We start from the raw sequence: 22742 nt of genomic DNA, 5'->3' as shown, positions 1-22742 counted from the left end.
GGATTTTTAATTAACTTAACTAAGGAATTCCTCATAATGCCTCACATACATTCTTAATGACTCGGGTACCTTTATTGCAAGTGCTGCGGCGCCTATTATGCCAATGTCATCGCCGAATTTCGTGAAATCAATACGTGCTGGCTTAACTGCCACGTACTCCCTTAGATACTTTTCAATTCCTATTCTAAATAAATCCACATTATTAAGAGCCATAGAACCGCCTAGCACTATTAATTCCGGGTCATATGCATTCATTACATTAGCCAAACCAACTGCATGGACTCTCATTAAGTAATTATCGATGAAATCCCTAGCAAGTTCATCACCATCATAGTATGCTTGGAATATCTCCTCAGTACTTACATGCTCACCTCTAACGAGTTTTTCATAAATTCTTGACTTGTAGGACTTATTCTTAATGAATTCATTAATAACCCTCGGTATATTAGCGCCCGAGCCAAGGCCTTCCCAATGGCCATATCCACCACAACCGCATTGAATCCTTGAGTTTATGTCAATAACTATATGCCCGACTTCGTGGGCATTACCATCTTTACCAACGAGTAGATGCCCATCAACTATTACGCCAGCACCAATTCCAGTGCTAAAGGTTATGTAAACCAGGTTATTAATGCCCTTCCCAATACCGAATAGGTATTCGCCCCAAACAGCGGCCATAGCATCATTACCTAGAATCACCGTTACCTTAAACTCCCTAATTATTGGTTCCACAAGCTTAAACCTCTTGATGGGCGCATTGGGTGCCCAGGGAACAATGCCCTTACTTAGATCTAAAGGTCCAATTGAGCCAATGCCTATACCATCAATATGAATACCATTAGTTAGCTCCTTTATTGACTTTATAATTACGTTTGCCACAGTATTCTCATCGCCACTCACAGGTTGTCTAATCTTTACCTTATTAATGACGCTACCATCCTCGCGTATTAAACCAATTCTTATGTACGTTGCGCCAACATCAACTCCCACATAAACCATATAAGTTCTTCGATAAAAATCTCCGTTTTTAAGTTATTATATGGATCATAATTGATGGGTTTATAAAGGGTGATTAATTAATTCCTTAAATATTTATGGTTAAATTAGTCATAAGGCCCATAGCAGATGTCGTAAGTGAAGACGAGATTAGGAGAAAAATGGAGGAGCACATAAACGAAATGTTGAGGAGTGCCCAGGCCATTGGTGATGACTTATTTCTCATAGACAGAGCCACAGGCAGGGCTACACCCTCCTTCTTCAGTAATGATTGCTTTGTTAAGTCATTAATAAAGTTGAGGTTTGGAACCATAACCAATATGGAAGGTATAAGGAATTTGGCGAGAGGTAAAGCAATTCATGATCTTTATCAGGAGTGGTTTAAGATTGCTAATCCCAGGGTTCATGTGGAAGTTGAAAGTGGTATAGAGACCGTGGATACATCAGGTAGGGCTGACATTGTGTATATGAGGGAGTTTGATGGTGAGGAGATTTGGGGATTAATTGAGTTAAAGAGTTCGTGGAATCTAAATGAGGATAGAGAAAAAAGGTATCTTAAGCAAATAGTTTCCTATGCATTAATGCTTGAGGAGGCGGGCATAACCATTAGGGAGGCGTACCTGGTGACCATGAAGGATGTCAAGTCACTACCTATAAATAAAATAAGGAAGGAGAACCAAAATGTCTTGGTGGAACTCAAGACAATGGAAACATACCAGGGTTGGCCTATGGAACCTCCAGATCCATTATTATGTACTAAGTGCGAGCTAAGACCCATATGTATTACATATGCCATCTATAGGGGTAATAAAGTCATTATAGGTTCAGGTAATATTAATAATAATGTTGACCGATAATATTTATTAATAATCATTAAGTGAGTAAAACTAATGTCACTAATAACAAAGATATTGGTGGGCTTTGATGGATCGAAGGCTGGAGAAAAGGCACTGGACTACGCAATAAATATCGCGAAGACCTTCAATGCTAAGCTTTACATACTTCATGTTATTGAGGAGGGAAAAATCGCCGTAGCACCTGATTCTTCGATGTACCCTGCTTTAATAGAAACAATGGAGAGACAGGGCAGAGATTTACTAAGTAAGGCTGTTGATCGCGCTAAAAGTCTCGGTGTTAATGCAGAGGGACTACTTGAGGTAGGTACTGATGCTGCTGACACTATAATAAGCATTGCGAATAATCTAAATGTGGATCTTATTATTGTTGGTTCGAGAGGATTAAAGGGATTGACTAGGTTCCTACTCGGCTCTGTATCTGAAAAAGTAGTTAGGTATGCCAATAAACCTGTTCTTGTTATTCATTGAAATAAGGTTAGGCTTAAATGCGTAATTAACACAGTGATATTGTAATTATGGCAATAATAATTAATGCAGTCAATGTAAGCAATATAGGCAGTGGAGTAAGTAGGGTGGGTGGTTTAGTCCCAACTTGGGTTTGGGATACTATTGTAGTTATTGTGGTTGCTGTAGCCATATACTTCGTACTTGATTACGTATTTGATAAGTTGGTTAGAGCTGTTGTGAAACTCTCGAGAAAGGGTGATGTTGAGAACGCGAGATTTATTTTTAGAATAATGCTGATAGTGACTATACTATCGGCCATAGCCTACGTCTATAAGCAATACCTAATAGTTGGTTCATTACTCATCGTTGTCGCGGTAATCCTAATACTAGGCACTAGGCCAATCATTGAGGAGTACTTCACGGGTAAGCTCAGTAGGCTTATTAAGGATTATTCATTAGATGTTGGGGATCACGTCGAGGTCATGGGAATTAAGGGTTATATAATTAAGCAGACATCAATGGGCTTTATAATTAGGAGTTCACGTAACGAGTTAATATACGTACCATACACACTCGTACTAAAGAACGTAATTAGAAAGGTACCACCTGCTGAGGGTATTGAGGTTAGGATACCATTTAAGGCCCCTAAGGATGGATTGCTCATTGATGATCTACGCAAGGAACTCACTGATTACATGGAGGAACTGGGTATTGAAGACCCTCATGTTGATGTTGCTGCAATTGAGGATAAGTACGTGGAGTTAATGGCTAGGGGCACCTATAAGGACTTGAGGACTATAGATGATGTTAGGTATTCCATACTTAATAAAGCATTTGAATTATCAATGGAATTGAGTAAGAGATATAGCGTCAGAAGTAATGAATAACCACTGGTCCTACTTACTCGATAGGTCATTTATTAATTTATTAACGTCCTCCAAAGAACCAACAATTACTAACTCATTATCCCCCTCAATAACATAGTCATTACTTGGCTTAATTAAGCCATTAAGCGTTATTATATATGGTATTGCAACATCGTAATTATTAACTATGTAGCTAATGGATTTGCCTATTAATTGTGAATCGCCACTAACCCTAACTATTGTGAATGTAAGGTTTGTCGAAGTATCTGTAAATAGGGCTCTAGTTAGGCCTTTCATGATCAATGATTCCACGTTCTTCGTTATTAAATCCTCAACACTTATTGTCATGCTTATATTTAACTCCTTAAATAAATCCTCATTATCCTTATTATTAACCCTGGCAATTATTAATGGAACGCCCTTTCCCTTGGCAATACTACATGCTTTATAATTTAATTCATCATTATCTGACAAAGCCAGGAAAAGCTCAGCCTTATCAATACCAACCTCATTTAGGACATCCTCACTACTTGGATCACCTCTATATACTAACGCTGATGATTTAAGCGCCTTAAATGCCCTTGAGCAAGCATCATCGTTTGAATCAACGATCATCACTTCGTACTTATCCATGAGTGTTTTAGCCACGTTAATACTAACGTTGTTGGCTCCAATAATTATTGCAATCCTCAATATTAATCACCGACCACGTAACCTAAGCGAGAGCCATTTAAATTCATTATTACTTATCACAAACCGTGGTCTTAAGGGAGTGGGTGGAGCTTGTTAAGGATGGGTTGAAATACTCATACGCACCATACAGCGGGGTTAAGGTAAGTGCATTGGCCATAACACCAGGTGGTAAGGTATATAGAGGGGTAAACGTTGAGAACGCATCTCTTGGACTCACGGTATGCGCAGAGAGGGTTGCCATATTCAATGCAGTGTCAAATGGCGAGAGGAAAATTAAGACGATAGTACTGACCTCAAACCTAGATAAGCCAATATATCCCTGCGGAGCTTGTCTCCAAGTAATGAGTGAGTTCGGTGTTGAGGAGGTGATTATTGTTCATGGGGATAAGGTGATAAGGCATAACCTCAGTGAGTTGTTCCCAAATCCATTTAGTGATTGGAGAAGGCGTGATTGAGTAATTAATTAAATATTTATGGACCCTCAAAACCACAGACCGGGCATTTGTATGGATTTCCTGTTCTTCTGCAGTGTTCACATCTCCATATCTCGGCTTTACCGCAGTTAGGGCATAGGAAGTGCGATGCTCTCTCGTAGGGTTTAATAGGCTTACCACATGAACTACATACTGGCACGGTCGGTCCATGAAGCGCTGGTCTTGGCCTCTCAACTCTAGGTATCGCCATTAAGTATTTCGTGGAATTACCACTAATTTAAATATTTCTATAACGTCATTAATGCGTGAGTAATCCTTAATAAATCCGGGTACTTATGACAACGAGATGGACATTAATAAGGCAATAGACATTGCAATACTTACGCTGGTGATTGTATTGGCCGCAGTACTGACGTACTTTATGCTAGCGAAAATAATAGCACCACCATCAAGGTTACATAGTGGGGTTACAATAATAACGTCAACCTATGAAGGTATAAATGCATGGCCACCGTATTTTCAATTAATTAACTCATCAGTAGTTTATAACACGTTTAAGAATTACAGCCTAGTTTATGGACCTAACACAGCACCAATTAAGGTATTAATACTATATAATCCAGTCATGCCTCCTGCAACGAATTTCACAGTTACTAATGCTAATTATATAATTAATACCTCAGAGGAGGGGCTTGTTCAGTATGAGATTGCGTTTAACGTATATTCATATATGAGCGCTATGTCAGCATCACCATTAACCACTGCCGAGACCAACGTAGCATCCGTAGCTTACTGCCTATACTTTAATTCAACTAATAGTGATAATGCATTGCTTTTCCTTAGTGAGGTTGGCTCAATAATAGGTTCAAATACGAGTAATGTGGCTAATTTTACAAGTACAGCGTCAATACAAGAGATACTTAATAAACTAGGTATTAATATCAATGCCACTGAGTGCGTAAATAAGTATGAAACATATGTTATGAATTACCAAAGACTCATTGGTTACGTCCTTGTTCTATACTATGTACCTCCGTTTTTAACGCCAACGCCTCTTACGTATGAGATTCCCATAAACTCACCAGTACTATTCATGCTTGGCTATAATTCAATGACTGGTGCTTATGATGATACTATTAACAACATTCAATTACCAATATTCGTGCAAAACCTAATGACCCAGAAATTCATTTATCAGAACCTAAATGGTTAGCTAATAATCCTACTTATTAAGCCCTTCAATGTGATTATTTCGAAATACTCAACATTAGCTGCTATGTAAAGTAAAACCACTGAAATTAAGTAATAAATGATCAATGCCGTAATATCACCTCTACTAATGTGCCTTCCTCTACGTAGCGCATTAATGATGTCTCTTGTAAAGGTTAGCGACCCCGTTGTGGAGAAGGCATATGCAAGGAGCTCTATAATGCCGTGTGGAAAGAATATCGTAATGAACAGAGATAAGACGAGCCCTATTATAGAATTAATTGCATACGCAACGTAAACACCCAGTATGAAACCAGTCATTGCCAATGCAAGTACAAAGAAAAACGGACCAATCACGGGTATCGCCATTAACGTGTCTATTTCAAGATTATGAAGAAAAATATAATTCGGTCCCAAATCTACTGTGCTTATTAATTCATTCCTTAATGACCCAATTATCGACTGACCTATAAACAAGGGGCCCACGTAAAAACCCATTATAGATAGAAATACTAATATTAGTAATTCAATTACATAGATCAAGACAACCCTCCTAATGCTTATTGCCACAACACATCACTTTACTAAAATGTAAGAAGAGACCAAAAATAAGGGTTTGGGTCTGTTTAGTGCTTACTGTTAATTAGCGGTGCTTGAAAATACCGTCCTCATCCCTTCATTTTTGTCTTTCCCCCTTGGGTTTAACTCAGGCATGCTCGTATGTGCTTGGATGGCACGTAGGTGAATATTCATTGCACAAACTGTGTCACTATTTGTAATGAATCCGCATTTTGGGCGGTGGGGCTAGTTTCATTATTCGCCTTACTTAATTCAGCATTGGCATAGAGCACCAATAAGCGTAAACTCAATAATCATAATCAGCTTAGTGCTTCCTAGCCATGAATTATTAGTTAAATTACGTAAAGGAGGGAGGGTCTATTAAAATCTGCGTTCAAATCCCTCGTCATCGTTCAGTACATCCCTCCTGTCTTCATTACATGATAAATGCCATGTATAATACTTAAGCCTTACTTATCAAATTTAACGTCTGCCCAATGTCTCAAGAAGCCTACTAATCACTATTCTTCTAACAAACTCCTCACGTTCATCCTCATCAAGCTTGAGTCTGACGAATTTAGAACTCTCGACTATTCTGGGCAATAGTACATTATCTATTGCATTTACCATTCTCTGGTACTCCCTAACCCTAGCAAGTAATGTGTAGAATAGGCTCTCTAGGTTCATCATATCTGAAATAACCTTGAAATTACTGTAAATGCCGTATAAGGCACTATCAAGTTCAGGCGGTGTTGCGAAGATCCCATAATTAGGACTTGATACACCCCTGAACTCAAGACCTCTGAATTTAAGACCCTCCATCACGATATCCATGAACTCCACATCGACTGATGGCTTTATGACCTCACTTAACTTGCCATAATCCTCAATGCTCATTTTCGATATAGCCGCCCTAAGCATTAATGACACCTTACTCAGCTCATCGTAAACACTTTTCCTAGAACTCTCGAGCTTAGGTATTATCGCCCTAATCCTCTGTATTGTTGCATTCCTCGCATCCTCCACAGTCTTCTTAATACCCCTGTACAGTCTCTCTTGATTTCTAAGTCTCAATAGGGTTAGCCTTGATGGTATTGGTCTCTCAAAGGCCACGTAATTAGGGAACGTTTTATATTTTTAAACATTATTACATAGGCGTTAAGGTTTAGTAGATGAGCAGGGTGAGCTGGAGCGAAGCGTGGAGGAGAGTTAGGAACGTCTTGGAAATGAGCGATTTAGTACTTGAGGTTATTGATTCTAGAGATCCCATAGAAACCAGGAATAAAAAACTCGAGAAATTACTGGACAGGTTGGGCAAACCATTAATAATTGTGATTAATAAGGCGGACTTAATTCCAATGGATATACTTAAGGAGTGGAAGAAATACCTAGAGAGGGAGTATCCCACAGTATTCATAAGTGCCAAGAATAGGTTAGGCACTAGGAAACTCATAGTCAGTATTAAGCAATATGCACCTAGACTTCCAGTCAGGGTCTCTGTGGTTGGTTATCCGAACGTGGGTAAATCAACAATAATTAATTACCTAAAGGGTAGGCACGTGGCTGAAACGAGCCCAGTACCTGGCTGGACCATCGGCGAACAAATTGTTAAGGCTAAGCAATGGTTAATTGTCATTGACACGCCAGGTGTCATACCACCGGAGGAGGTTAAGGACGAAGCTTTGCTAATTATTAAGGGTGCCATAGATCCATCGAAACTTGAGGATCCTGTCTTACCAGCGGTAAAGTTAATAATGAGAATTAAGTCGTTCAACCCCAAGGCATTTATGGATAGGTATGGTGTTGATTCTGAGGATCCAATGGAACTCCTGGAATTAGTTGGTAGAAGGAGGGGATTATTATTAAAGGGTGGTAAGGTAAACATTAGGGGCGCCGCTATTGCCTTAATTAAGGATTGGATACTTGGCAAACTTATTTATTATTATAAACCTGGGGTGATTAGTAATGCCTAAGAAGTTAATACCCATGGTACTTAAACCATCTGTTAGACCTCTTAAGTACTATGATGTTATTGGTGATTTAATGATCAATTTCTTAACAGGTAGAAAGGCGACAATTATTAGGCAGGTTGGTGATACGGCGACATTAATGACCAGAGCTAGGCATGAGGATGGGAGTAAATTACCAATTATTATTAATAGTAAGGATGAATTAATTAGGTATGTTAAAATGGGTGGTATTGATTTCATGGCTTCAGTAAGTACCGCGTTGTCTAAGGGCATTGATACAGTAATAATTGATGTTAAAGGAGGCAGGAAGGTTTGGATGCTTGATAGAGGATTAGAGCTCATGGATTTAATAGTCAGTGCTATACGTGTTACCTTTGAGTACGTAGGCTTAACGAATAATGCCATCGTATTTGATGGCATGAATGGGTTTAAGGTAATTGCATCATTGTCTAGGGAAGTTGGGAATGAGGAAATGAAAGCTTTCATAAACCTAATAAACGAAGTCATAAATAGGAGCATGAAACCCCTTGATTTATTCCAGGCATATGGTAATGATATAATAATTGGCGGTAATACAATGCTCAAGGTTAAAATGTATAGAGTACCATTATCATTGCATTGGTCAACCAAGCTCTCCGCAATACCAATCGCTAGAGTCTACGATTTTCTAACATTGTATGCTGACCCATCAAATGTAATAAGGCGATTAGAAACTAATAGAAAATTGCTTGAACCGTTATTTATGAAGAACCCTGTCGATTCATTACTTGATAATGTGAGCAGGTGGATTAATAATGATTATTCAATAATTTACTATATCAAGGGTGTTATTAGAAATAGGATTAAAGGCGATGATACAGGTATGAGATTAGAAATTGATAGAGAAAACCTTAAAATAGAGTAATGCCTTACTAGGCGATAAGCGATGAGGAAAGTCATAATTGCGTTCATTGCTATTGGTATAATAATACTCATAATGTCAAACATAAGGATTACATTACCAATAATAGTTAGCGCATCAATACCTAGTTTAAGTGAGGTTGTTAATGTAACACCAGGATTGAAATTAATCATTAGTGATACTAACGGCTCACTAGCACTAATACCCATTAAGGGTTATTCAGCATTCATAAACATGGTTGATTATTTATCCCCAATATTCGTTTTCGTGGGAATAATAATCTCAATAGCACTCCTAGTAATTAAGAAAAATCAGAAAATCGATATCTCAGATCCATTATTCTTCGGCATATTACTAATGCTCATAATATCATTAATATTTGCATTCCCAATACCAACACAGGTATATCTAAGTGAAGGATCATTAACAAAGACAATTCTTATCGGCATTAATGCGTACGTAGGCTTCTCATCAATAATGTACTTAATAAGCACAGTACTGCTAGTAATGAGTACCTGGCTTTACCGGGAACAAACCATCATGGAAAACCTGTACTCAGATATTGACCAGTTAATGAGCATGACCGTTATGCTTAAGAGTGAGGAAGAAACAGAGCAATCAGAGAGTAATGAAGAAGGTCAGTAATAAGGGCGTGATCTGCTTCTTCTGTCTAAGAAGGGTTAAGGAGTACTACATAGTTGACTATGAAGTTAAGGAGCTAGGCATAGTATTCAAGGTCTATGCATGCCCTGAGTGCTACGCCAAAATCACATCACGCAGGGAAAAGTAGAGCAACAGGGAAAGTTAATAATCATTCATTAATATCATAAACGTCTCCAGGAAACCCTAAATGACCTTATACCGTCAATTATACCGTCAAACTCATTAATGAATGAATTAACCTGGTAAATACTGACCACTGGTACACCCTCGATTAACTCCGTGGATGCCCTATGCCATGTAATAACCACGGGTATTAACAATGCCTCACCCCAATTAACACCAATCCTACTCATCAAAACCTCAGGCTCCCTGGCAACCGACCCAACCTTCTCTAGGTGTCTACCCACTATTTGCCGTATCGATGATGAAACCCTCCTCCAATGCTTAGCCTCTATCAGTAATACCCAAGGCCTCCTATAGGCTATTACATCGAATTCAACCCTAGAACCAGCCACGGGAACCCTAAGCCTACTAACAACCCTAAACCCCCACTCCTCAAACAATAGCCTTATCAAAGCCTCAAATTCATCCCACGGTAAATACCTCGATATCGACTCAAGATCAACATAAACACCCCTATCCACAAAGTACTTAATCAACCTATGAGGCGGTATGACAGACTTATAGCCATCACCAATCCTAACCAAAATCCCCTCATTAATTAACGAATTTATAAAATCATCAATCATAAAATCGCCAAGACCAGACTCTCTCTTAAGTGATTCACGTGTGAAGACTCCATCCTTAGAGACAATTATCAACGCCTTAACAAGCCTCTCCCTTAAGCTCATTCTCAATAAATATATTTTAACACCCACTTATAGCATTTTGCGGTGATGAAACTTCAGCGGCGGATGAATACCAATGAATGGTGGGTCAGGGACTGATTACTTATACGTCATGACTATAGTCTTCAACTCAGTAACATCCTCCACACTAAATCCAACCCCCTCACGCCCGAATCCAGACTCCTTTACGCCACCGAAGGGAAATAGACCGAGCCCATGCCTTGGGAAGTCGTTTATTGTGACCTCACCCACTTCCAGAGACCTCGCTACTTTCCATAACGTGTTTAAGTCACGGCCGAATACTGCTGCGTCAAGGCCATAAACAACCTCGTTAGCTACCTCAATAGCCTCATCAATTGACATAACCCTTATAATGGGTATCACAGGTCCGAAAGTCTCCTCAAGCGCCAGCCTAGACTTCCTACTTACGTTATCAACTACGGTAGGTTCATGGTAGGTGAGCCAGTACTTACCGCCATACATTAACTTACCGCCTTTCATCAATGCATCATCAACCATTGAATGAACTCTCTCAACAGCATTGGTATCTATTAATGGACCAACCTTAACCTTTGGATCACGTGGATCACCAACAACCCACCCATTCATCTCCTTAATTATGTAATTAATTAATTCATCAGCAATACTGCTCATGGCTATAACTCTACTAATGGCATCACAACGTTGCCCAGAGAGCCTTAATGAACCAATAACTATTTTCCTGGCCGCATCCTTCAGATCAGCATCCTCAAGAACTATGGCTGGAGCCTTACCACCGAGCTCAAGTTGCAGTTTCTTTAATCCAGCCATCCTCATAACCCTGAGTCCAGTCTCTGTACTACCAGTTAATGTAATAGCTCTAACTAGTGGATGTGTAATCATTGCATCACCCACGGTAGCACCAGGGCCGGTAATCATTGCGAAGTAATTACCGAGTCCGGCATACTCAATAGCCTTAGCTATTAGCACGCCAGTTATTGGCGTATAACTTGATGGCTTAAAAATAACAGGATTACCTGCAAGTAAGGCTGTGGCTATCTTAACAATCGACGTGAATAATGGGTAATTAAATGGAGCAATAGCCGCCACTACACCGATAGGCTCCCTAACAACAATTGCATACTTATTCTCAGTACCCGCACCGTACTCACCGGGAATACCGACGTTTAATAACCTGCCAAGATCTTGGTGTATCATCCTTAACCTAGTTATTGCTGATTCAACTTCGCCCTCAGCCTCATCAATTGGCTTTCCACCTTCAATAACAAGAACATCCCTAAACAACTGCTTATATTCCTCTATGAAATCAGCTACCTTAATCAACATGTCAGCACGTTTATGCGCTGGTATTACCTTAAGTGACAACCATGAGTAATGAAGCCTCTCTATGGCTGAATTTACGTACTCAGCACCTAACTTATTAACTTGGGCAATTACCTCGCCATTTATTGGCGATTTAACAGGCATGTAATTACCAAAGTCAACCCATGAACCAGTAATGAAGACACGGAAAACACCGAACTTCGTCATAGTATCATGAAACTCTCTTGGTAATTCTGGAAGCATTACCGGGCCGAGTAGGTTTACGTTAATTACTTGCATTAACCATGTTTGGTAATTACCTCAAATAAATCTTGTGGGTTTAATCATCCTTACGGAATTTAACGATCAGAAATACTTATCTGTAAGTAAACATAGTATTATGTAATGATTGCACGTGAGTTAATGACAGGTAATGTAGTTGCAATTAATTCCCATGAGGAATTAATAACTGCGGTACAATTAATGATTGACCATGGATTTAGGCATGTACCTATCCTAGAAGGTGGTTCATTAAAGTCCATAATAACTGCATTAGGGGCTATTAATGGTATTATTAATAATGGTGTTAATGCCCTAAAGGAACCCGTAGCTAAGCATGGTAGTGATAAATTCATTATTGCATCTCCTGATGATGATGCAGTAATGGTGATTAAGAAAATGCTTAATAATAATGTTGATGCAGCATTAATACTCAGGGATAATGATTTAACCGGCATTATTACCGAGCGTGATGTGGTTTCTAAAATGCCCGAGCAATTATTTATCAAGTATAGAGTCCATGAAGTGGCAAATAAAAGCCCTATATGCATTAATGAGGAGGTTACATTAAGGACGGCGATGGAGACCATGATAAGCCATGGTATTCGGCACTTATTAATTACTGAACAGGATAAATTACTTGGAGTGATCTCCGTTAAGGACATACTTAAGCACGTGATTAAGTATTATAAACTCAGGGGCCAGGTTGATTTTAATATAACAATCTCCAAATTAATGAGCCACAATCCAGTAACGATCGATAGTGGCGCATCACTAATAGATGCTATTAAGCTTATGAGAAGAAATAACATTAGTTCATTACCAATTGTCGAGATGGGTAAATTAATGGGCCTTATTACGGAGCACGATATTGTTAAAAACATGATAAAATAAAATTAAGGAAACTAAACATTTAAGAAAGAGCCATCAGATCTTAATTGCATTCTTAATTACGTCCCTAACCTCCTCACTTAAGCCTGGGACCTTCTCTCTAACGTTCTTTCTTAAGTCCTCGTAATAATTATTGCCATATGAATCAATTATTACTGATAATGGCCCAAAATTCTCAACCTCAAGAACCCACATGGCCTCTGCAACACCTAAATCAAGCCAATGAACATCAATTACCCTCCTTATAGCCTGAGCCGCAAGAACTCCCGCACCTCCTGTGAATATCGCATATGCCGCCTTATACCTCTTCATAGCCTCTGTAGTCTTTGGACCCATGCCACCCTTACCAATGACCAACTTAACACCTAATTTCTCAATGACCTCTGGTTCGAAATCATCCATCCTGGCACTCGTTGTTGGACCCATACTTACAATTCTCCAAGTATTGCCTTGCTTAAGCGCCACGGGACCTGCATGATAAATAACACCACCCTTAAGGTCTACAGGTAGTTTTTCACCCTTATGTAGTAATTCAACCATTCTCACATGCGCCGCATCCCTGGCACTAATTATGACCCCACTTACATATATTGTATCACCAACCCTTAATTTAGTAATGTCGTCATCCAGTATGGGCGTTTTAAGGTAGTAAGTCCCCATACGTATCAATTAAGTTCCCAAGTCGGGTGTAATTAAGTATTCCTCTAAATAATTTCCATAAGCAAACATAGGTTTAAAGTTTTAATACAAGTAAAGCGATGTTCACCTATGCCGAGCCTTGAGGACGTAGTAAAGGAGGCAGCGAAGGCAATAGTGAGAATGGCTAGCGTATCCCCAGCTGAGGATGTGATTAATGCATTGAGGAACGCTGTTAAGATTGAGGTACACGAACCAAGTAAGGTTCAGTTAAACGCTATATTAACTAATATTGAATTGGCGCAGAAGTACACAGCCGCCGTGTGCCAGGATACTGGTGTTCCAACATTCTTCATAAAGTTGGGTGATGAGTTCCCAATCAGGAGTAAATTATTCTCTATCCTTACAGAAGCCGTGAGGGAGGTTACCAAGGAATTACCACTAAGGTCTAATTCTGTGGATCCATTAACGGAAAAGAATCCAGGAGATAATTCCGGGATTGGAATACCTGTCTTTGATGTCGAGTTATTTAATGGGAATTACCTGGAATTAATCTATACGCCAAAGGGTGGTGGTACCGAGTTACCCAGTAAGGCTTTCGTAGTGCCGCCAGGTAATGCCTGGGAAAGATTACCCGAGCTCGTGCTTAACGCCGTAATAGATGCAGGACCGATGCCATGTCCACCAGTCATTGTTGGTATTGGTATAGGCCCTAATCTCGATGTTGCGGCTAAACTCGCCAAGAAGGCGGCGGTGCTAAGACCAGTTGGTTCTAGGAATAATAATCCTGATATTGCTAAGATTGAGGATGCATTACTAAATGCCATTAATAAGTTGGGCATTGGTGCTCATGGAACTGGCGGTAAAGTAACGGCACTCGATGTCCATATTGAGTACGCCTATAGACACCCAGCAACCTTCGCGATAGGCATAGTTTTCTCCTGCTGGGCAACCAGGAGGGCTAGAGCAATCGTTTACCCTGATGGTAAGTATGAAATTAAACCACTATAACAAGGAATCCAATTATAGCATGACGTCTCGTTAAATAATATTTCTTAACCTCATGGTTTTTCCTAATTAAATCCATGAAATTTACAAAGTGGAATAAACTTTAAGATTAAACTCATTAATAATCGCTTTGAGCTTTTATGAGTTATGGCTTATTTAGGCTTATTGAGTTATTTATCGCAGCATTGATTATATCATTTATAACATCCCAGGGAGGAATATCCGGCGCCTACTTATTACTGCCAATACAATCATATATCCTTAATACCGTAAACCCAGTAATAAGTAGTACAAACTTATTGTATAATCTAATCTCAATACCATTAAGCATTCATGCGTATATTCGTGAAAGAAGAATCGCAATGCCATTTGCGTTAATCCTAATCATGGGAGCGTCAGCAGGGACCGTGGTAGGGACATGGTTAAGAGAACATTACTTAACCGATGGTTATGCATTTTCCTGTTTCATGGGTTTCGTATTATTTTCATTAGCCGCGGAGCTTATCTTAAACTCCTTGTTTGTAAGGCAGATCCATACTTATGAATCAGTAATACGGTGTAGTCGTGATGGATCATCGCTGGTCATTATAACGAATAAGGGCAATGCCTATAGGGTCAACACTGCATTACTGGTGATTATTACGGTATTGGTAGGCATCGTAAGCGGTGCCTATGGTATAGGTGGTGCGTCAATACTATCACCAATATTAATAGGTCCCATGGGATTACCGACCTACATAATCTCGGGACCAACATTGGTGGTAACACTAGTCGTATCCCTTATCGGAATACTATCATATACATACCTTGGTTACCCGCCCGATATTATTAATGGGTTATCCATAGGTCTTGGAGGAATGATTGGTATTTACCTAGGTACAATTACCCAGAGAAGGCTTTCGGAGCGCTTTATCAAGCTCATAGTGGCTGCGGTCACGATAATCATGAGCCTCTGCTCCATGTTGTATGTGTCAAGAATTTGAAAACCGCCGCATACTACTTTAAATTAAGGCTGATTACGAGTGACATAATGCGTGCTGTAGTCTTTGATAGACCAGGCATGGAAAATGTGCGTATAATGGATGTTGAGGCGCCAAGGCCTGGACCGAACGAGGTGCTAGTACGTGTTAAATATGCAGGTGTTAATCCAGTGGATTACTTCACGATCAATAGGGGCGGTAAACCAATGCCACACATACCAGGTGCGGAGTTTGCCGGTGTGATTGAGGAGGTTGGTTCCAACGTTAGGGGCGTCAGTGTTGGTGATGAGATCGTGATTTACAACAGGCTATTTGATGGCAGTTGCAGGTATTGCTTAATCGGGCATGAAGAATTATGCGTGAATGGTGGTTTAATAGGCGTTGTGACTAATGGCGGGTTTGCGGAGTACGTGGTTGTGCCTGCAACTAACGTGATAAGAATACCAAAGAGCGTCAGTCTCGAGGAGGCGGCGACACTACCCGTTGGCGCATTAACCGCCTGGCACATGGTCTTTGACAGGGCTGGCGTAAAGTCGGGAGAGTTGGGCGTTGTTTTTGGAGCTACGGGTAACGTGGGTAGTTATGCCGTTCAATTCACAAAACTAGCCGGCGCCACCGTAGTCGCGGTAAGCCGTAAGGCAAGCAAGGTCAGGGACGCATTAATGGGGCTAGGCGCTGATTACGTAGTGACGCCAGAGGAGGCTCAAGTACTGGTGAATGAGTTAAGCAATGGGCTTGGCGCTGACTTGGTAGTTGATGCCGTTGGTCAAGCAACCTGGAACCTAAGCTTCCAATTAGTTGCGCGCTATGGTAGGTGGGTAACCGCAGGCGCACTGACTGGCGGAGATGCCACGCTTAGCTTACCGTCACTTTACTCAAGGGAGATTGCCGTAATAGGCTCAACAGGCGGCACCAGGGCTGAGCTCATTAAGCTACTTGACTTACTCAGTAAACGTAGGATCAAGGCACCAATCTACTCAAAAATGAGCCTTGACAGGGTTAAGGAGGCATTTGATGCCATGTTCAGGTCAGAGGATAGAGTGGGTAAGGTGTTACTCACGCCATAGTAGGCTTTAGGTAATGTTGTTTTATAATAAAGTAAAAAATCTAACGAGAATAATAGTATTTCTTCTTTGTTAATGATCGCGTTAATCAATATAAATTTTATTGGCATACTCCATCTTAAATTATAAGTACTACACCTAGGCTTACTAAGTTCTTTAAGCGCCATGCTATAATTCTTTGATTATGGTTCTTAATCTTTTAACTAGTTCCAGGGCTGACCACCTATGTACTTCTAACTCCTCCCTACTCATGAAGTTGTGGTAGAAGTTAGCGTATAGTCTCTCGACCATGCTGAAGTTTGTTAGGATTGATTTACCATTAGTTTCCTTATAAGTAAACACTTAAAAACCGCGTTTGCAGCAAGCCACTGATGGTTGACGTTAAGAAATTGGCTGCCGAGGTGCTTGGTGTTGGTGAGTCACGGGTTAGGATTAGCCCTGAGGCTATTGATAGGCTTGGTGAGGTTACTACGAAGGCTGATATTAGGGCTTTGATTAAGGAGGGGTTGATATATGCTGAGTATGCCAGGGGCGTTAGTAGGGGTAGGTGGCGTGAGTTGCATGAGAAGAGGAGGAAGGGTAGGAGGAGAAATGTTGGTAGGAGGAGGGGTAGTAAGTACGCGAGGCTTGATCCTAAGGAGGCTTGGATTGGAAGAATTAGAGCTTTGAGGAGGTATTTGAATTCGCTTAAGAGGAGGGGATTAATTGATGTAAGGACTTGGAGAGAGCTTTACCTGCAGGTTAAGGGTGGTAGGTTTGATAGTGTGGCGTCGCTCAGGGCTTATTTAGTTAGCAATAACATCATCAAGCAGCAGTAAAAATGCTCATACCTCTATCCTAGAAATACTTATTAAGTAATTATCTTTTGGCTTTACGAGCATGGCAAGGACCGGTCGTTATAAGGTTAAGTTTAGGCGTAGGAGGATTGGTAAGACTAATTACTACAGGCGTAGGGAGATGATTAAGAGTGGTTTGCCTAGGCTTGTTGTTAGGAGGACCAATAGGTACATAATTGCCCAGGTTATTGTGCCTAAGGTTATGGGTGATGAAGTTATTGTAAGCGCCACATCTAAGGAATTACTTAATTTCGGTTGGAAAGGTGGTACAAAGAACACAGCGAGTGCTTACCTTGTGGGCTTAATAATCGGTTATAAGGCGCTACTGAAGGGTGTTAAGAAGGCAATACTTGATATAGGACTTCATAGGCCCACCAATGGTGCTCGTATCTTTGCTGTACTTAAGGGGGCACTTGATGCTGGGCTTGAAATACCACATGGTGAGGATGTACTTCCTGATGATGATAGAATAGAGGGTAAACACATTGCTGAATATGCCGAGAAGCTTAAGAACGAGAATGAGACATTATACAAAGTCCATTTCTCGCAATATCTTGCGAAGAGTTTAGAACCAACAGAACTGCCGAAGCATTTTGAGGAGATTAGGGATAAAATTAAGAACTATTATGTTAATTGGTTTAAGAAATTGAATATAGAATTACCACAAGAGACCGCTGAGGAATAATATAAGGATTAAGATAATGATCATAATTAATGATAACTACGAAAATACCATTCTCTAGGAAAATCTCTCCGTAAATTATTTATTCGCAGATTGTGCATGCAGTTAAGAATCTCGAGTAATCTTTAAATATAAATTTGTTATTGATTAATAATAACAAAGTGATTGATATGAATAAATCATCAAGAGGCCCTGGATTATCAGGGACTCATTATGTAATGTTTATGAGTTATTCCTTAACATTCTTGATATGGGGATTCGTGACTGCAAGCGGTGTAATGACCCTTTACTATTTCTCCAACCACATACCCAGATTTCTGGTACCTCTATCGGCAGCGCTCGGCCCTATATTCCTAATGATTGGTAATGTTTTCATGGGCAGATTAGCGGATATCGTTGGTAGGAGAGGTATATATGTATATACTATGGCACTATATACCATTGGATTAATTGGTATGGGTTCATCAATACTTTTAATGAATATTATATCTGTATCAAAGGCATTCATATTATTCATAATATCATACATACTGGCAGAGATTGGCGTTGGTGGTGAAGAACCTCCTGCGCTGGCTGCTACCACTGAGTTAATACCGCCTAATTATAGGGGTGCCATGCTCGTCTTAATAACGAATTTCGACAATATTGGTGCAACGATAGCATCGGCAATTTTATTATTGGCCTTGATGAGGGGTACGCAATTATCAGCTACCTGGACCATGATCAGCGCGGCTATTGTTGTTTTAATTGTGGCGATAATAACTAGGTTATTAACCCCTGAATCTGTGAGGTGGTTAGTTACTAAGGGTAAGGTTCATGAAGCTGAACGAATAGCTAAGGAGTATGGATTATCCTATGCCCTTACGGAAAGTCCTGGTCAACTCATTAAGTTTCCATCATTATGGTTTAGGACCTTAGTGCTTTCACTCCTTGGCGTGTCCCAATTGGTCACGTATGGATTAATGGCATATTACATAGTGTACTTGCCGTCATTACCCTTCTCAGGCGATGAAACCCTAGCAACTCAAGTATTACTATGGGCTAATCTAGGTGCATCCATGGCAGGTCTAATTGGGTTTATTGTTGATAGGTTAAGCAGGAAAACATTCACATTATTCTCATACTTAGGCGGATTACTAACTATGATCCCTATATTCATAATATATGGCCTAATGACCAATAGCCATCTAGGCTCGTCATTAACCATATTCTATACACTATTATTTCTGAACATGGTATTTAGTGAATTTGGATGGGCCGTTAGAACACTTCTTGAGCCCGAACTATACCCAACAAAGAACAGAGCAACTTGGGTTGGTATGGTTAGGCTCATTGCATGGACGATATACGTATTACTCATCTATTACCTACTTGCCTCAACCAACGCCTTCACATATTTACTATCTAACTTAATACTTTACGTCATAGGCTTCTCCGCTGCGCTGGCGTGGTTTATACACGGAACTGAAACTAGAGGATTACCAATAAATGTCCTTGATAAAGCCGCAGATAAGAGTAACTAAGGAACTATTATTTATGAATTGAATTATGATCATTTATATGATTCGTGAAAATAATTAAATTAATAAATGTATTAGTTGTGAAAAATATACTAAAACATTAACGCACTTTCTGAGAAATTAATTTAGAAAGGTTTTTAATTACTAAGTGCGGTGAAAGTTTTGCTCTCATCAATAACTCAACTCCTTGGTGATTTCTATGACCAAGCGCTACCTAGTACTGGCGATACTTGCCTCGGCCTTATGGGGAATATCATATCCAATTACTTACGTAGCCCTTAGATTCTTTGGTGCTGATGAATTAATAGCAACGAGCTATCTATTCTCCATTTTATTATTAACGGCATTATTGTATTATAATTATGACACTGAGTCAATAATTAAGGGCTTATTATTGTCACCAATAAATTACATAATTACGTATTTATATGTGGAGTTATCGAATAATGTTGGTGGCTTAACGGCTCTTGTAAGCTCAAGTTATATAATACCGTTGATAATCATTAATTACATAAATAACGAGGAAATCAACATTAGGCATGTAATATCTGCAATCACACTGCTTAGTGCATTATACTTATTATTTCAGGGCTATGGTGATCCTATATACATAGCATTACTACTCATGGTTATGAATCTTATTTACACAATAGTTTTGGCTAAGATTAATAATATTGATATAATAAATTTCGTATTTGGACAATCATTGGGTACGTTAGTAATAGCATACTTAACAATGCGAAAGTTCATTATGTTATCACTTATTTTTGAATTGAATTACTTCTATTATCCGTTGTTACTTGCCCTAATCGGTAATGTAATACCCTATACACTATATGCGGTGGCGATTAGGCACGTAGGACCTGTTGAAGTATCATTAACATCCTCAGTTGAAACTATAAGTTCATTAATAACCTCAATACCAATGCAACAACTACCGGCTAATCCAGTGGCTTGGACATTATTAATAATATCAATACTATCATTAAATATTGAGTTAAGAGAATTTGAAATGAAAGGAAGATCAATACTAATAAGCGACTATACGCCTAGCCATCAACCAATTAAGGAAGTTTCACTATGGAGTGGGAGATTCAAGGATAGTTTAGGGTTTGTTGGTTCATGTATAATAACGAAAATACCTCAAAAGAAAAAGGTGATATAGCTACGGCTCGAGCCTATATCTATCCCTTGGGTAGAGTACGACTTCTCGAATATTACTCCTCTTTAATAACACCATTAATAATCTATAAAGCCCCATACCCCATCCTGCATGTGGTGGCATGCCATAGTCGTAAATCATTAAGTGATTCTCGAAATTCTCCGGATTAAGACCTTTCTTCTTTAATGCATCCATTAATTGCTCCTTAATGTGAATTCTACTGCTTCCCGATGCTATTTCCAAACCATCTATTACTAGATCAAATGATTCACTTATCTTGGGATCCGAGTCAAGAGGCTTTGTATAGAAAGCCCTTAAGTCCGTTGGGAAGTGTATTATAAAGAATGGTTCTACGATCTCTTCGCTTAGGATCTCCATGCCATTTTTCGGCACATCATCACCCCAATTAATCCTTAAACCTCTCTTACTTAGTATATCCAACGCTTCATCGTATGTAATCTTCCTAAATGGTCTCTTTGGGACCTTAACCTCTATTCCATATTTAGCTAGCTCATTACCATATAACCTACTGACTCTATCATAAACATTAACAATTACATCCTCGAGAATCTCCATAACATCCATATAATCGGCAAAGGCCTCCTCAATGTCTACGGATACGAACTCATTAAGATGATAATTAGTATTATGCTTTTCAGCCCTATATGCAGGTGCTATCTCAAATATCCTCTCAAGGCTCGCTGTCAATTCCTCCTTATAAAGCTGCGGACTCTGGGCTAAATAGGCAATCCTCTCAAAATACTGTACAGTGAATAATTCAGCGCCTCCCTCAGTGCTTGTTACGATTATTTTCGGCGTAAACACCTCTATGAAATCACGGCCATACAGCGTCTCTCGAATGGCACGAACAGTTTCACTTTCTACCCTAAATATTAACAAATTAAATGGCCTCTTAAGATCTATTGACCTGAACTTTAATCGAGTATCTAGATCAGTCTCCACGGAACCCCATATATCTATGGGCAAGGCTTTCGACTTAGCAATAACCTGTATTTCACTTGGAAAAACCTCAATACCAGCCTTAACTATCTTACTCGCTCTAACAACGCCCTTAACCGCTATAGCATCCTCCCTATTTAATGATGGTATCATTGACCAAACACTATCTGGAGCAACACCCCTCTTTATTGTTAATTGAATAAAGCCCTCCCTATCCCTAATTAATATGAATTTTATATTACCGAGATCTCTAATGTCCCAAACCCAACCAGTCAGTATGACCTCCTTACCATCCAGTTCAGGCGTTAAGTCTTTAGTCCAGTGAGTTTTTCTTAAAGGACCCACGATCCACTTACAGATTTGGGGATTTAAAAATTATGATCACTTAGTAATCTCAACCCTTATATTTGTACCACTAATCTGACTAAGAACCTTAGCCAACTCACTCGGTCTAAATGGCAATCTCCTAAGCTCGTTCTTAGTTATCCTGACAACAGTTTCTGTGGTGCCATCAGGCAGCCAGGACGTTGATACAGTGAGTATTCGGGCGGGCGATGCCAATTGCGTAGCTAATTCATTCACATTAACACCCTTCTCAACAACCTTAACTCTCTTATTCAATGTCCTCTCAATATCATGTTCAATCTGCTGCACTATAGACCGAGGAAGCGTCTTTACACCCTTAAGTACTACAATTACCAAATCACCAACTTCATAGGACTTAACATACTCAACATTCTTCAAAATCTCATCCATCTTGCCGGTGGCTATGTTTAGCAATGCATCGCTGACATCAACATCAAGCATAGAATATTCCCCACTATCAAGCAAAGATTGGCACTTCTGGCAGAACACCCTAGTCTTAACGCAGAATGTACAAAACGGTATTTTCATTCGACACTCATAAAAATACCTGGCTTAATAAACCTTATGCCTTAAGATAATATGAATAGTTAATCTTCCAAAGGAGAACGCGACAA

General features: G+C 39.6%; 28 protein-coding genes. 17 read left to right on the top strand and 11 right to left on the bottom strand.

All coding sequences use genetic code 11. The features are described 5' to 3' along the window. Positions 1 to 15 precede the first annotated feature (15 nt). A complete protein-coding gene (locus ACP5L5_RS02940) occupies positions 16 to 999 on the bottom strand; it encodes an ROK family protein (RefSeq protein WP_013603964.1) in 984 nt (327 codons plus the stop codon). Positions 1000 to 1094: 95 nt separating this feature from the next. Between ACP5L5_RS02940 and ACP5L5_RS02935 the strand changes: the two genes are divergently transcribed. From ACP5L5_RS02935 to ACP5L5_RS02925, 3 genes are read left to right on the top strand one after another with little or no spacing between them, the layout of a single operon-like run. Further along, a complete protein-coding gene (locus tag ACP5L5_RS02935; protein WP_013603965.1) occupies positions 1095 to 1853 on the top strand; it encodes a Dna2/Cas4 domain-containing protein in 759 nt (252 codons plus the stop codon). A 33-nt stretch (positions 1854 to 1886) separates the two neighbouring features. Further along, positions 1887 to 2321, top strand: a complete 435-nt coding sequence (locus tag ACP5L5_RS02930; RefSeq protein WP_013603966.1) for a universal stress protein — start codon at positions 1887 to 1889, stop codon at positions 2319 to 2321. A 47-nt stretch (positions 2322 to 2368) separates the two neighbouring features. Further along, on the top strand, positions 2369 to 3187 hold the full coding sequence (locus tag ACP5L5_RS02925) for a mechanosensitive ion channel domain-containing protein (RefSeq protein WP_428761484.1): 819 nt from the start codon (positions 2369 to 2371) through the stop codon (positions 3185 to 3187). A 9-nt stretch (positions 3188 to 3196) separates the two neighbouring features. Here the strand turns inward: ACP5L5_RS02925 and ACP5L5_RS02920 are convergent, their stop codons facing one another. Next, on the bottom strand, positions 3197 to 3859 hold the full coding sequence (locus tag ACP5L5_RS02920) for a potassium channel family protein (RefSeq protein WP_428761482.1): 663 nt from the start codon (positions 3857 to 3859) through the stop codon (positions 3197 to 3199). 65 nt (positions 3860 to 3924) lie between these two features. Between ACP5L5_RS02920 and ACP5L5_RS02915 the strand changes: the two genes are divergently transcribed. Further along, positions 3925 to 4314, top strand: a complete 390-nt coding sequence (locus ACP5L5_RS02915; protein ID WP_428761480.1) for a cytidine deaminase — start codon at positions 3925 to 3927, stop codon at positions 4312 to 4314. Positions 4315 to 4330: 16 nt separating this feature from the next. Here the strand turns inward: ACP5L5_RS02915 and ACP5L5_RS02910 are convergent, their stop codons facing one another. After that, positions 4331 to 4543 carry a zinc finger domain-containing protein gene (locus tag ACP5L5_RS02910; protein ID WP_013603970.1) on the bottom strand — a complete coding sequence of 71 codons (213 nt, stop codon included), beginning with the start codon at positions 4541 to 4543 and terminating at the stop codon, positions 4331 to 4333. A 96-nt stretch (positions 4544 to 4639) separates the two neighbouring features. Here ACP5L5_RS02910 and ACP5L5_RS02905 point away from each other — a divergent pair, with 96 nt between their 5' ends. Then, positions 4640 to 5506, top strand: coding sequence for a hypothetical protein (locus ACP5L5_RS02905; protein WP_428761478.1), 867 nt, complete (start codon positions 4640 to 4642; stop codon positions 5504 to 5506). Here the strand turns inward: ACP5L5_RS02905 and ACP5L5_RS02900 are convergent. Together ACP5L5_RS02900 and ACP5L5_RS02895 are read right to left on the bottom strand one after the other, a co-directional pair. After that, a complete protein-coding gene (locus ACP5L5_RS02900) occupies positions 5503 to 6072 on the bottom strand; it encodes a stage II sporulation protein M (protein WP_428761477.1) in 570 nt (189 codons plus the stop codon). The genes ACP5L5_RS02905 and ACP5L5_RS02900 overlap by 4 nt on opposite strands. 471 nt (positions 6073 to 6543) lie before the next feature. Then, positions 6544 to 7173 carry a V-type ATP synthase subunit D gene (locus tag ACP5L5_RS02895; RefSeq protein WP_428761475.1) on the bottom strand — a complete coding sequence of 210 codons (630 nt, stop codon included), beginning with the start codon at positions 7171 to 7173 and terminating at the stop codon, positions 6544 to 6546. 59 nt (positions 7174 to 7232) lie between these two features. Between ACP5L5_RS02895 and ACP5L5_RS02890 the strand changes: the two genes are divergently transcribed. Genes ACP5L5_RS02890 through ACP5L5_RS02875 form a run of 4 tightly spaced genes read left to right on the top strand, consistent with a single transcriptional unit; the run spans position 7233 to position 9721 of the window. Beyond that, positions 7233 to 8033, top strand: coding sequence for a GTPase (locus ACP5L5_RS02890; protein ID WP_013603974.1), 801 nt, complete (start codon positions 7233 to 7235; stop codon positions 8031 to 8033). Beyond that, entirely contained in the window at positions 8026 to 8934 is a 909-nt protein-coding gene (locus tag ACP5L5_RS02885; protein WP_013603975.1) for a hypothetical protein, read from the top strand. Before ACP5L5_RS02890 ends, ACP5L5_RS02885 begins: the two co-directional genes overlap by 8 nt. 21 nt (positions 8935 to 8955) lie before the next feature. After that, complete coding sequence (locus tag ACP5L5_RS02880) at positions 8956 to 9576, top strand: hypothetical protein (RefSeq protein ID WP_013603976.1); 621 nt, start codon at positions 8956 to 8958, stop codon at positions 9574 to 9576. Then, a complete protein-coding gene (locus ACP5L5_RS02875) occupies positions 9560 to 9721 on the top strand; it encodes a hypothetical protein (protein ID WP_013603977.1) in 162 nt (53 codons plus the stop codon). The genes ACP5L5_RS02880 and ACP5L5_RS02875 overlap by 17 nt, the downstream gene beginning before the upstream one ends. Positions 9722 to 9755: 34 nt before the next feature. Here the strand turns inward: ACP5L5_RS02875 and ACP5L5_RS02870 are convergent, their stop codons facing one another. Both ACP5L5_RS02870 and ACP5L5_RS02865 read right to left on the bottom strand, forming a co-directional pair. Continuing rightward, complete coding sequence (locus ACP5L5_RS02870) at positions 9756 to 10445, bottom strand: hypothetical protein (RefSeq protein ID WP_428761473.1); 690 nt, start codon at positions 10443 to 10445, stop codon at positions 9756 to 9758. A 96-nt stretch (positions 10446 to 10541) separates the two neighbouring features. Continuing rightward, positions 10542 to 12044, bottom strand: a complete 1503-nt coding sequence (locus tag ACP5L5_RS02865; RefSeq protein WP_428761471.1) for an aldehyde dehydrogenase family protein — start codon at positions 12042 to 12044, stop codon at positions 10542 to 10544. A gap of 105 nt (positions 12045 to 12149) precedes the next feature. Here ACP5L5_RS02865 and ACP5L5_RS02860 point away from each other — a divergent pair, with 105 nt between their 5' ends. Further along, the gene (locus tag ACP5L5_RS02860) at positions 12150 to 12917 is read left to right on the top strand and encodes a CBS domain-containing protein (protein WP_428761469.1); all 768 of its coding nucleotides are present in this window, start codon (positions 12150 to 12152) and stop codon (positions 12915 to 12917) included. A 33-nt stretch (positions 12918 to 12950) separates the two neighbouring features. Here the strand turns inward: ACP5L5_RS02860 and ACP5L5_RS02855 are convergent, their stop codons facing one another. Further along, positions 12951 to 13574 (bottom strand): FumA C-terminus/TtdB family hydratase beta subunit, encoded by a 624-nt coding sequence (locus ACP5L5_RS02855; RefSeq protein ID WP_013603981.1) that lies wholly within the window; start codon positions 13572 to 13574, stop codon positions 12951 to 12953. A 108-nt stretch (positions 13575 to 13682) separates the two neighbouring features. Between ACP5L5_RS02855 and ACP5L5_RS02850 the strand changes: the two genes are divergently transcribed. The 3 genes from ACP5L5_RS02850 to ACP5L5_RS02840 all read left to right on the top strand — a co-directional run bounded on the left by ACP5L5_RS02850 (position 13683) and on the right by ACP5L5_RS02840 (position 16605). Continuing rightward, positions 13683 to 14561 carry a fumarate hydratase gene (locus ACP5L5_RS02850; protein ID WP_013603982.1) on the top strand — a complete coding sequence of 293 codons (879 nt, stop codon included), beginning with the start codon at positions 13683 to 13685 and terminating at the stop codon, positions 14559 to 14561. 137 nt (positions 14562 to 14698) lie between these two features. Beyond that, a complete protein-coding gene (locus ACP5L5_RS02845; RefSeq protein WP_013603983.1) occupies positions 14699 to 15541 on the top strand; it encodes a sulfite exporter TauE/SafE family protein in 843 nt (280 codons plus the stop codon). Positions 15542 to 15588: 47 nt separating this feature from the next. After that, the gene (locus ACP5L5_RS02840) at positions 15589 to 16605 is read left to right on the top strand and encodes an alcohol dehydrogenase catalytic domain-containing protein (RefSeq protein ID WP_428761466.1); all 1017 of its coding nucleotides are present in this window, start codon (positions 15589 to 15591) and stop codon (positions 16603 to 16605) included. 165 nt (positions 16606 to 16770) lie between these two features. Here ACP5L5_RS02840 and ACP5L5_RS02835 read toward each other — a convergent pair whose 3' ends face one another. Next, the gene (locus tag ACP5L5_RS02835; protein WP_193387203.1) at positions 16771 to 16944 is read right to left on the bottom strand and encodes a hypothetical protein; all 174 of its coding nucleotides are present in this window, start codon (positions 16942 to 16944) and stop codon (positions 16771 to 16773) included. A gap of 29 nt (positions 16945 to 16973) precedes the next feature. Between ACP5L5_RS02835 and ACP5L5_RS02830 the strand changes: the two genes are divergently transcribed. The 4 genes from ACP5L5_RS02830 to ACP5L5_RS02815 all read left to right on the top strand — a co-directional run bounded on the left by ACP5L5_RS02830 (position 16974) and on the right by ACP5L5_RS02815 (position 20805). Further along, entirely contained in the window at positions 16974 to 17420 is a 447-nt protein-coding gene (locus tag ACP5L5_RS02830) for a 50S ribosomal protein L19e (protein WP_428761464.1), read from the top strand. Positions 17421 to 17481: 61 nt separating this feature from the next. Beyond that, entirely contained in the window at positions 17482 to 18123 is a 642-nt protein-coding gene (locus tag ACP5L5_RS02825) for a 50S ribosomal protein L18 (protein ID WP_013603986.1), read from the top strand. Positions 18124 to 18290: 167 nt separating this feature from the next. Continuing rightward, complete coding sequence (locus ACP5L5_RS02820; RefSeq protein WP_428761462.1) at positions 18291 to 19643, top strand: MFS transporter; 1353 nt, start codon at positions 18291 to 18293, stop codon at positions 19641 to 19643. Positions 19644 to 19839: 196 nt separating this feature from the next. Further along, the gene (locus ACP5L5_RS02815) at positions 19840 to 20805 is read left to right on the top strand and encodes a hypothetical protein (protein WP_428761460.1); all 966 of its coding nucleotides are present in this window, start codon (positions 19840 to 19842) and stop codon (positions 20803 to 20805) included. On the opposite strand, the gene aspS is transcribed toward ACP5L5_RS02815, so the two are convergent. Both aspS and ACP5L5_RS02805 read right to left on the bottom strand, forming a co-directional pair. Continuing rightward, the gene (aspS, locus tag ACP5L5_RS02810) at positions 20806 to 22107 is read right to left on the bottom strand and encodes an aspartate--tRNA(Asn) ligase (protein ID WP_428761458.1); all 1302 of its coding nucleotides are present in this window, start codon (positions 22105 to 22107) and stop codon (positions 20806 to 20808) included. Between the two features lie 36 nt (positions 22108 to 22143). Beyond that, complete coding sequence (locus ACP5L5_RS02805; protein WP_048056837.1) at positions 22144 to 22656, bottom strand: transcription elongation factor NusA; 513 nt, start codon at positions 22654 to 22656, stop codon at positions 22144 to 22146. Between the last annotated feature and the right edge of the window lie 86 nt (positions 22657 to 22742).

It is taken from the genome of Vulcanisaeta sp. (assembly GCF_049966235.1).
In the GTDB taxonomy this organism is placed as follows: domain Archaea; phylum Thermoproteota; class Thermoprotei; order Thermoproteales; family Thermocladiaceae; genus Vulcanisaeta; species Vulcanisaeta moutnovskia.
The sequence above is the reverse complement of the archived record's forward strand: the minus strand, read 5'-3'. Positions and strand labels throughout refer to the sequence as shown.

What these genes read in the sequence shown, in the direction of transcription:
- ACP5L5_RS02940 (WP_013603964.1), bottom strand. Translation starts at nt 999, where the DNA reads ATGGTTTATGTGGGAGTTGATGTTGGCGCAACGTACATAAGAATTGGT.
- ACP5L5_RS02935 (WP_013603965.1), top strand. Translation starts at nt 1,095, where the DNA reads ATGGTTAAATTAGTCATAAGGCCCATAGCAGATGTCGTAAGTGAAGAC.
- ACP5L5_RS02930 (WP_013603966.1), top strand. Translation starts at nt 1,887, where the DNA reads ATGTCACTAATAACAAAGATATTGGTGGGCTTTGATGGATCGAAGGCT.
- ACP5L5_RS02925 (WP_428761484.1), top strand. Translation starts at nt 2,369, where the DNA reads ATGGCAATAATAATTAATGCAGTCAATGTAAGCAATATAGGCAGTGGA.
- ACP5L5_RS02910 (WP_013603970.1), bottom strand. Translation starts at nt 4,543, where the DNA reads ATGGCGATACCTAGAGTTGAGAGGCCAAGACCAGCGCTTCATGGACCG.
- ACP5L5_RS02905 (WP_428761478.1), top strand. Translation starts at nt 4,640, where the DNA reads ATGGACATTAATAAGGCAATAGACATTGCAATACTTACGCTGGTGATT.
- ACP5L5_RS02890 (WP_013603974.1), top strand. Translation starts at nt 7,233, where the DNA reads ATGAGCAGGGTGAGCTGGAGCGAAGCGTGGAGGAGAGTTAGGAACGTC.
- ACP5L5_RS02885 (WP_013603975.1), top strand. Translation starts at nt 8,026, where the DNA reads ATGCCTAAGAAGTTAATACCCATGGTACTTAAACCATCTGTTAGACCT.
- ACP5L5_RS02880 (WP_013603976.1), top strand. Translation starts at nt 8,956, where the DNA reads ATGAGGAAAGTCATAATTGCGTTCATTGCTATTGGTATAATAATACTC.
- ACP5L5_RS02875 (WP_013603977.1), top strand. Translation starts at nt 9,560, where the DNA reads ATGAAGAAGGTCAGTAATAAGGGCGTGATCTGCTTCTTCTGTCTAAGA.
- ACP5L5_RS02870 (WP_428761473.1), bottom strand. Translation starts at nt 10,445, where the DNA reads ATGAGCTTAAGGGAGAGGCTTGTTAAGGCGTTGATAATTGTCTCTAAG.
- ACP5L5_RS02865 (WP_428761471.1), bottom strand. Translation starts at nt 12,044, where the DNA reads ATGCAAGTAATTAACGTAAACCTACTCGGCCCGGTAATGCTTCCAGAA.
- ACP5L5_RS02860 (WP_428761469.1), top strand. Translation starts at nt 12,150, where the DNA reads ATGATTGCACGTGAGTTAATGACAGGTAATGTAGTTGCAATTAATTCC.
- ACP5L5_RS02855 (WP_013603981.1), bottom strand. Translation starts at nt 13,574, where the DNA reads ATGGGGACTTACTACCTTAAAACGCCCATACTGGATGACGACATTACT.
- ACP5L5_RS02850 (WP_013603982.1), top strand. Translation starts at nt 13,683, where the DNA reads ATGCCGAGCCTTGAGGACGTAGTAAAGGAGGCAGCGAAGGCAATAGTG.
- ACP5L5_RS02845 (WP_013603983.1), top strand. Translation starts at nt 14,699, where the DNA reads ATGAGTTATGGCTTATTTAGGCTTATTGAGTTATTTATCGCAGCATTG.
- ACP5L5_RS02840 (WP_428761466.1), top strand. Translation starts at nt 15,589, where the DNA reads ATGCGTGCTGTAGTCTTTGATAGACCAGGCATGGAAAATGTGCGTATA.
- ACP5L5_RS02830 (WP_428761464.1), top strand. Translation starts at nt 16,974, where the DNA reads ATGGTTGACGTTAAGAAATTGGCTGCCGAGGTGCTTGGTGTTGGTGAG.
- ACP5L5_RS02825 (WP_013603986.1), top strand. Translation starts at nt 17,482, where the DNA reads ATGGCAAGGACCGGTCGTTATAAGGTTAAGTTTAGGCGTAGGAGGATT.
- ACP5L5_RS02820 (WP_428761462.1), top strand. Translation starts at nt 18,291, where the DNA reads ATGAATAAATCATCAAGAGGCCCTGGATTATCAGGGACTCATTATGTA.
- ACP5L5_RS02815 (WP_428761460.1), top strand. Translation starts at nt 19,840, where the DNA reads ATGACCAAGCGCTACCTAGTACTGGCGATACTTGCCTCGGCCTTATGG.
- ACP5L5_RS02805 (WP_048056837.1), bottom strand. Translation starts at nt 22,656, where the DNA reads ATGAAAATACCGTTTTGTACATTCTGCGTTAAGACTAGGGTGTTCTGC.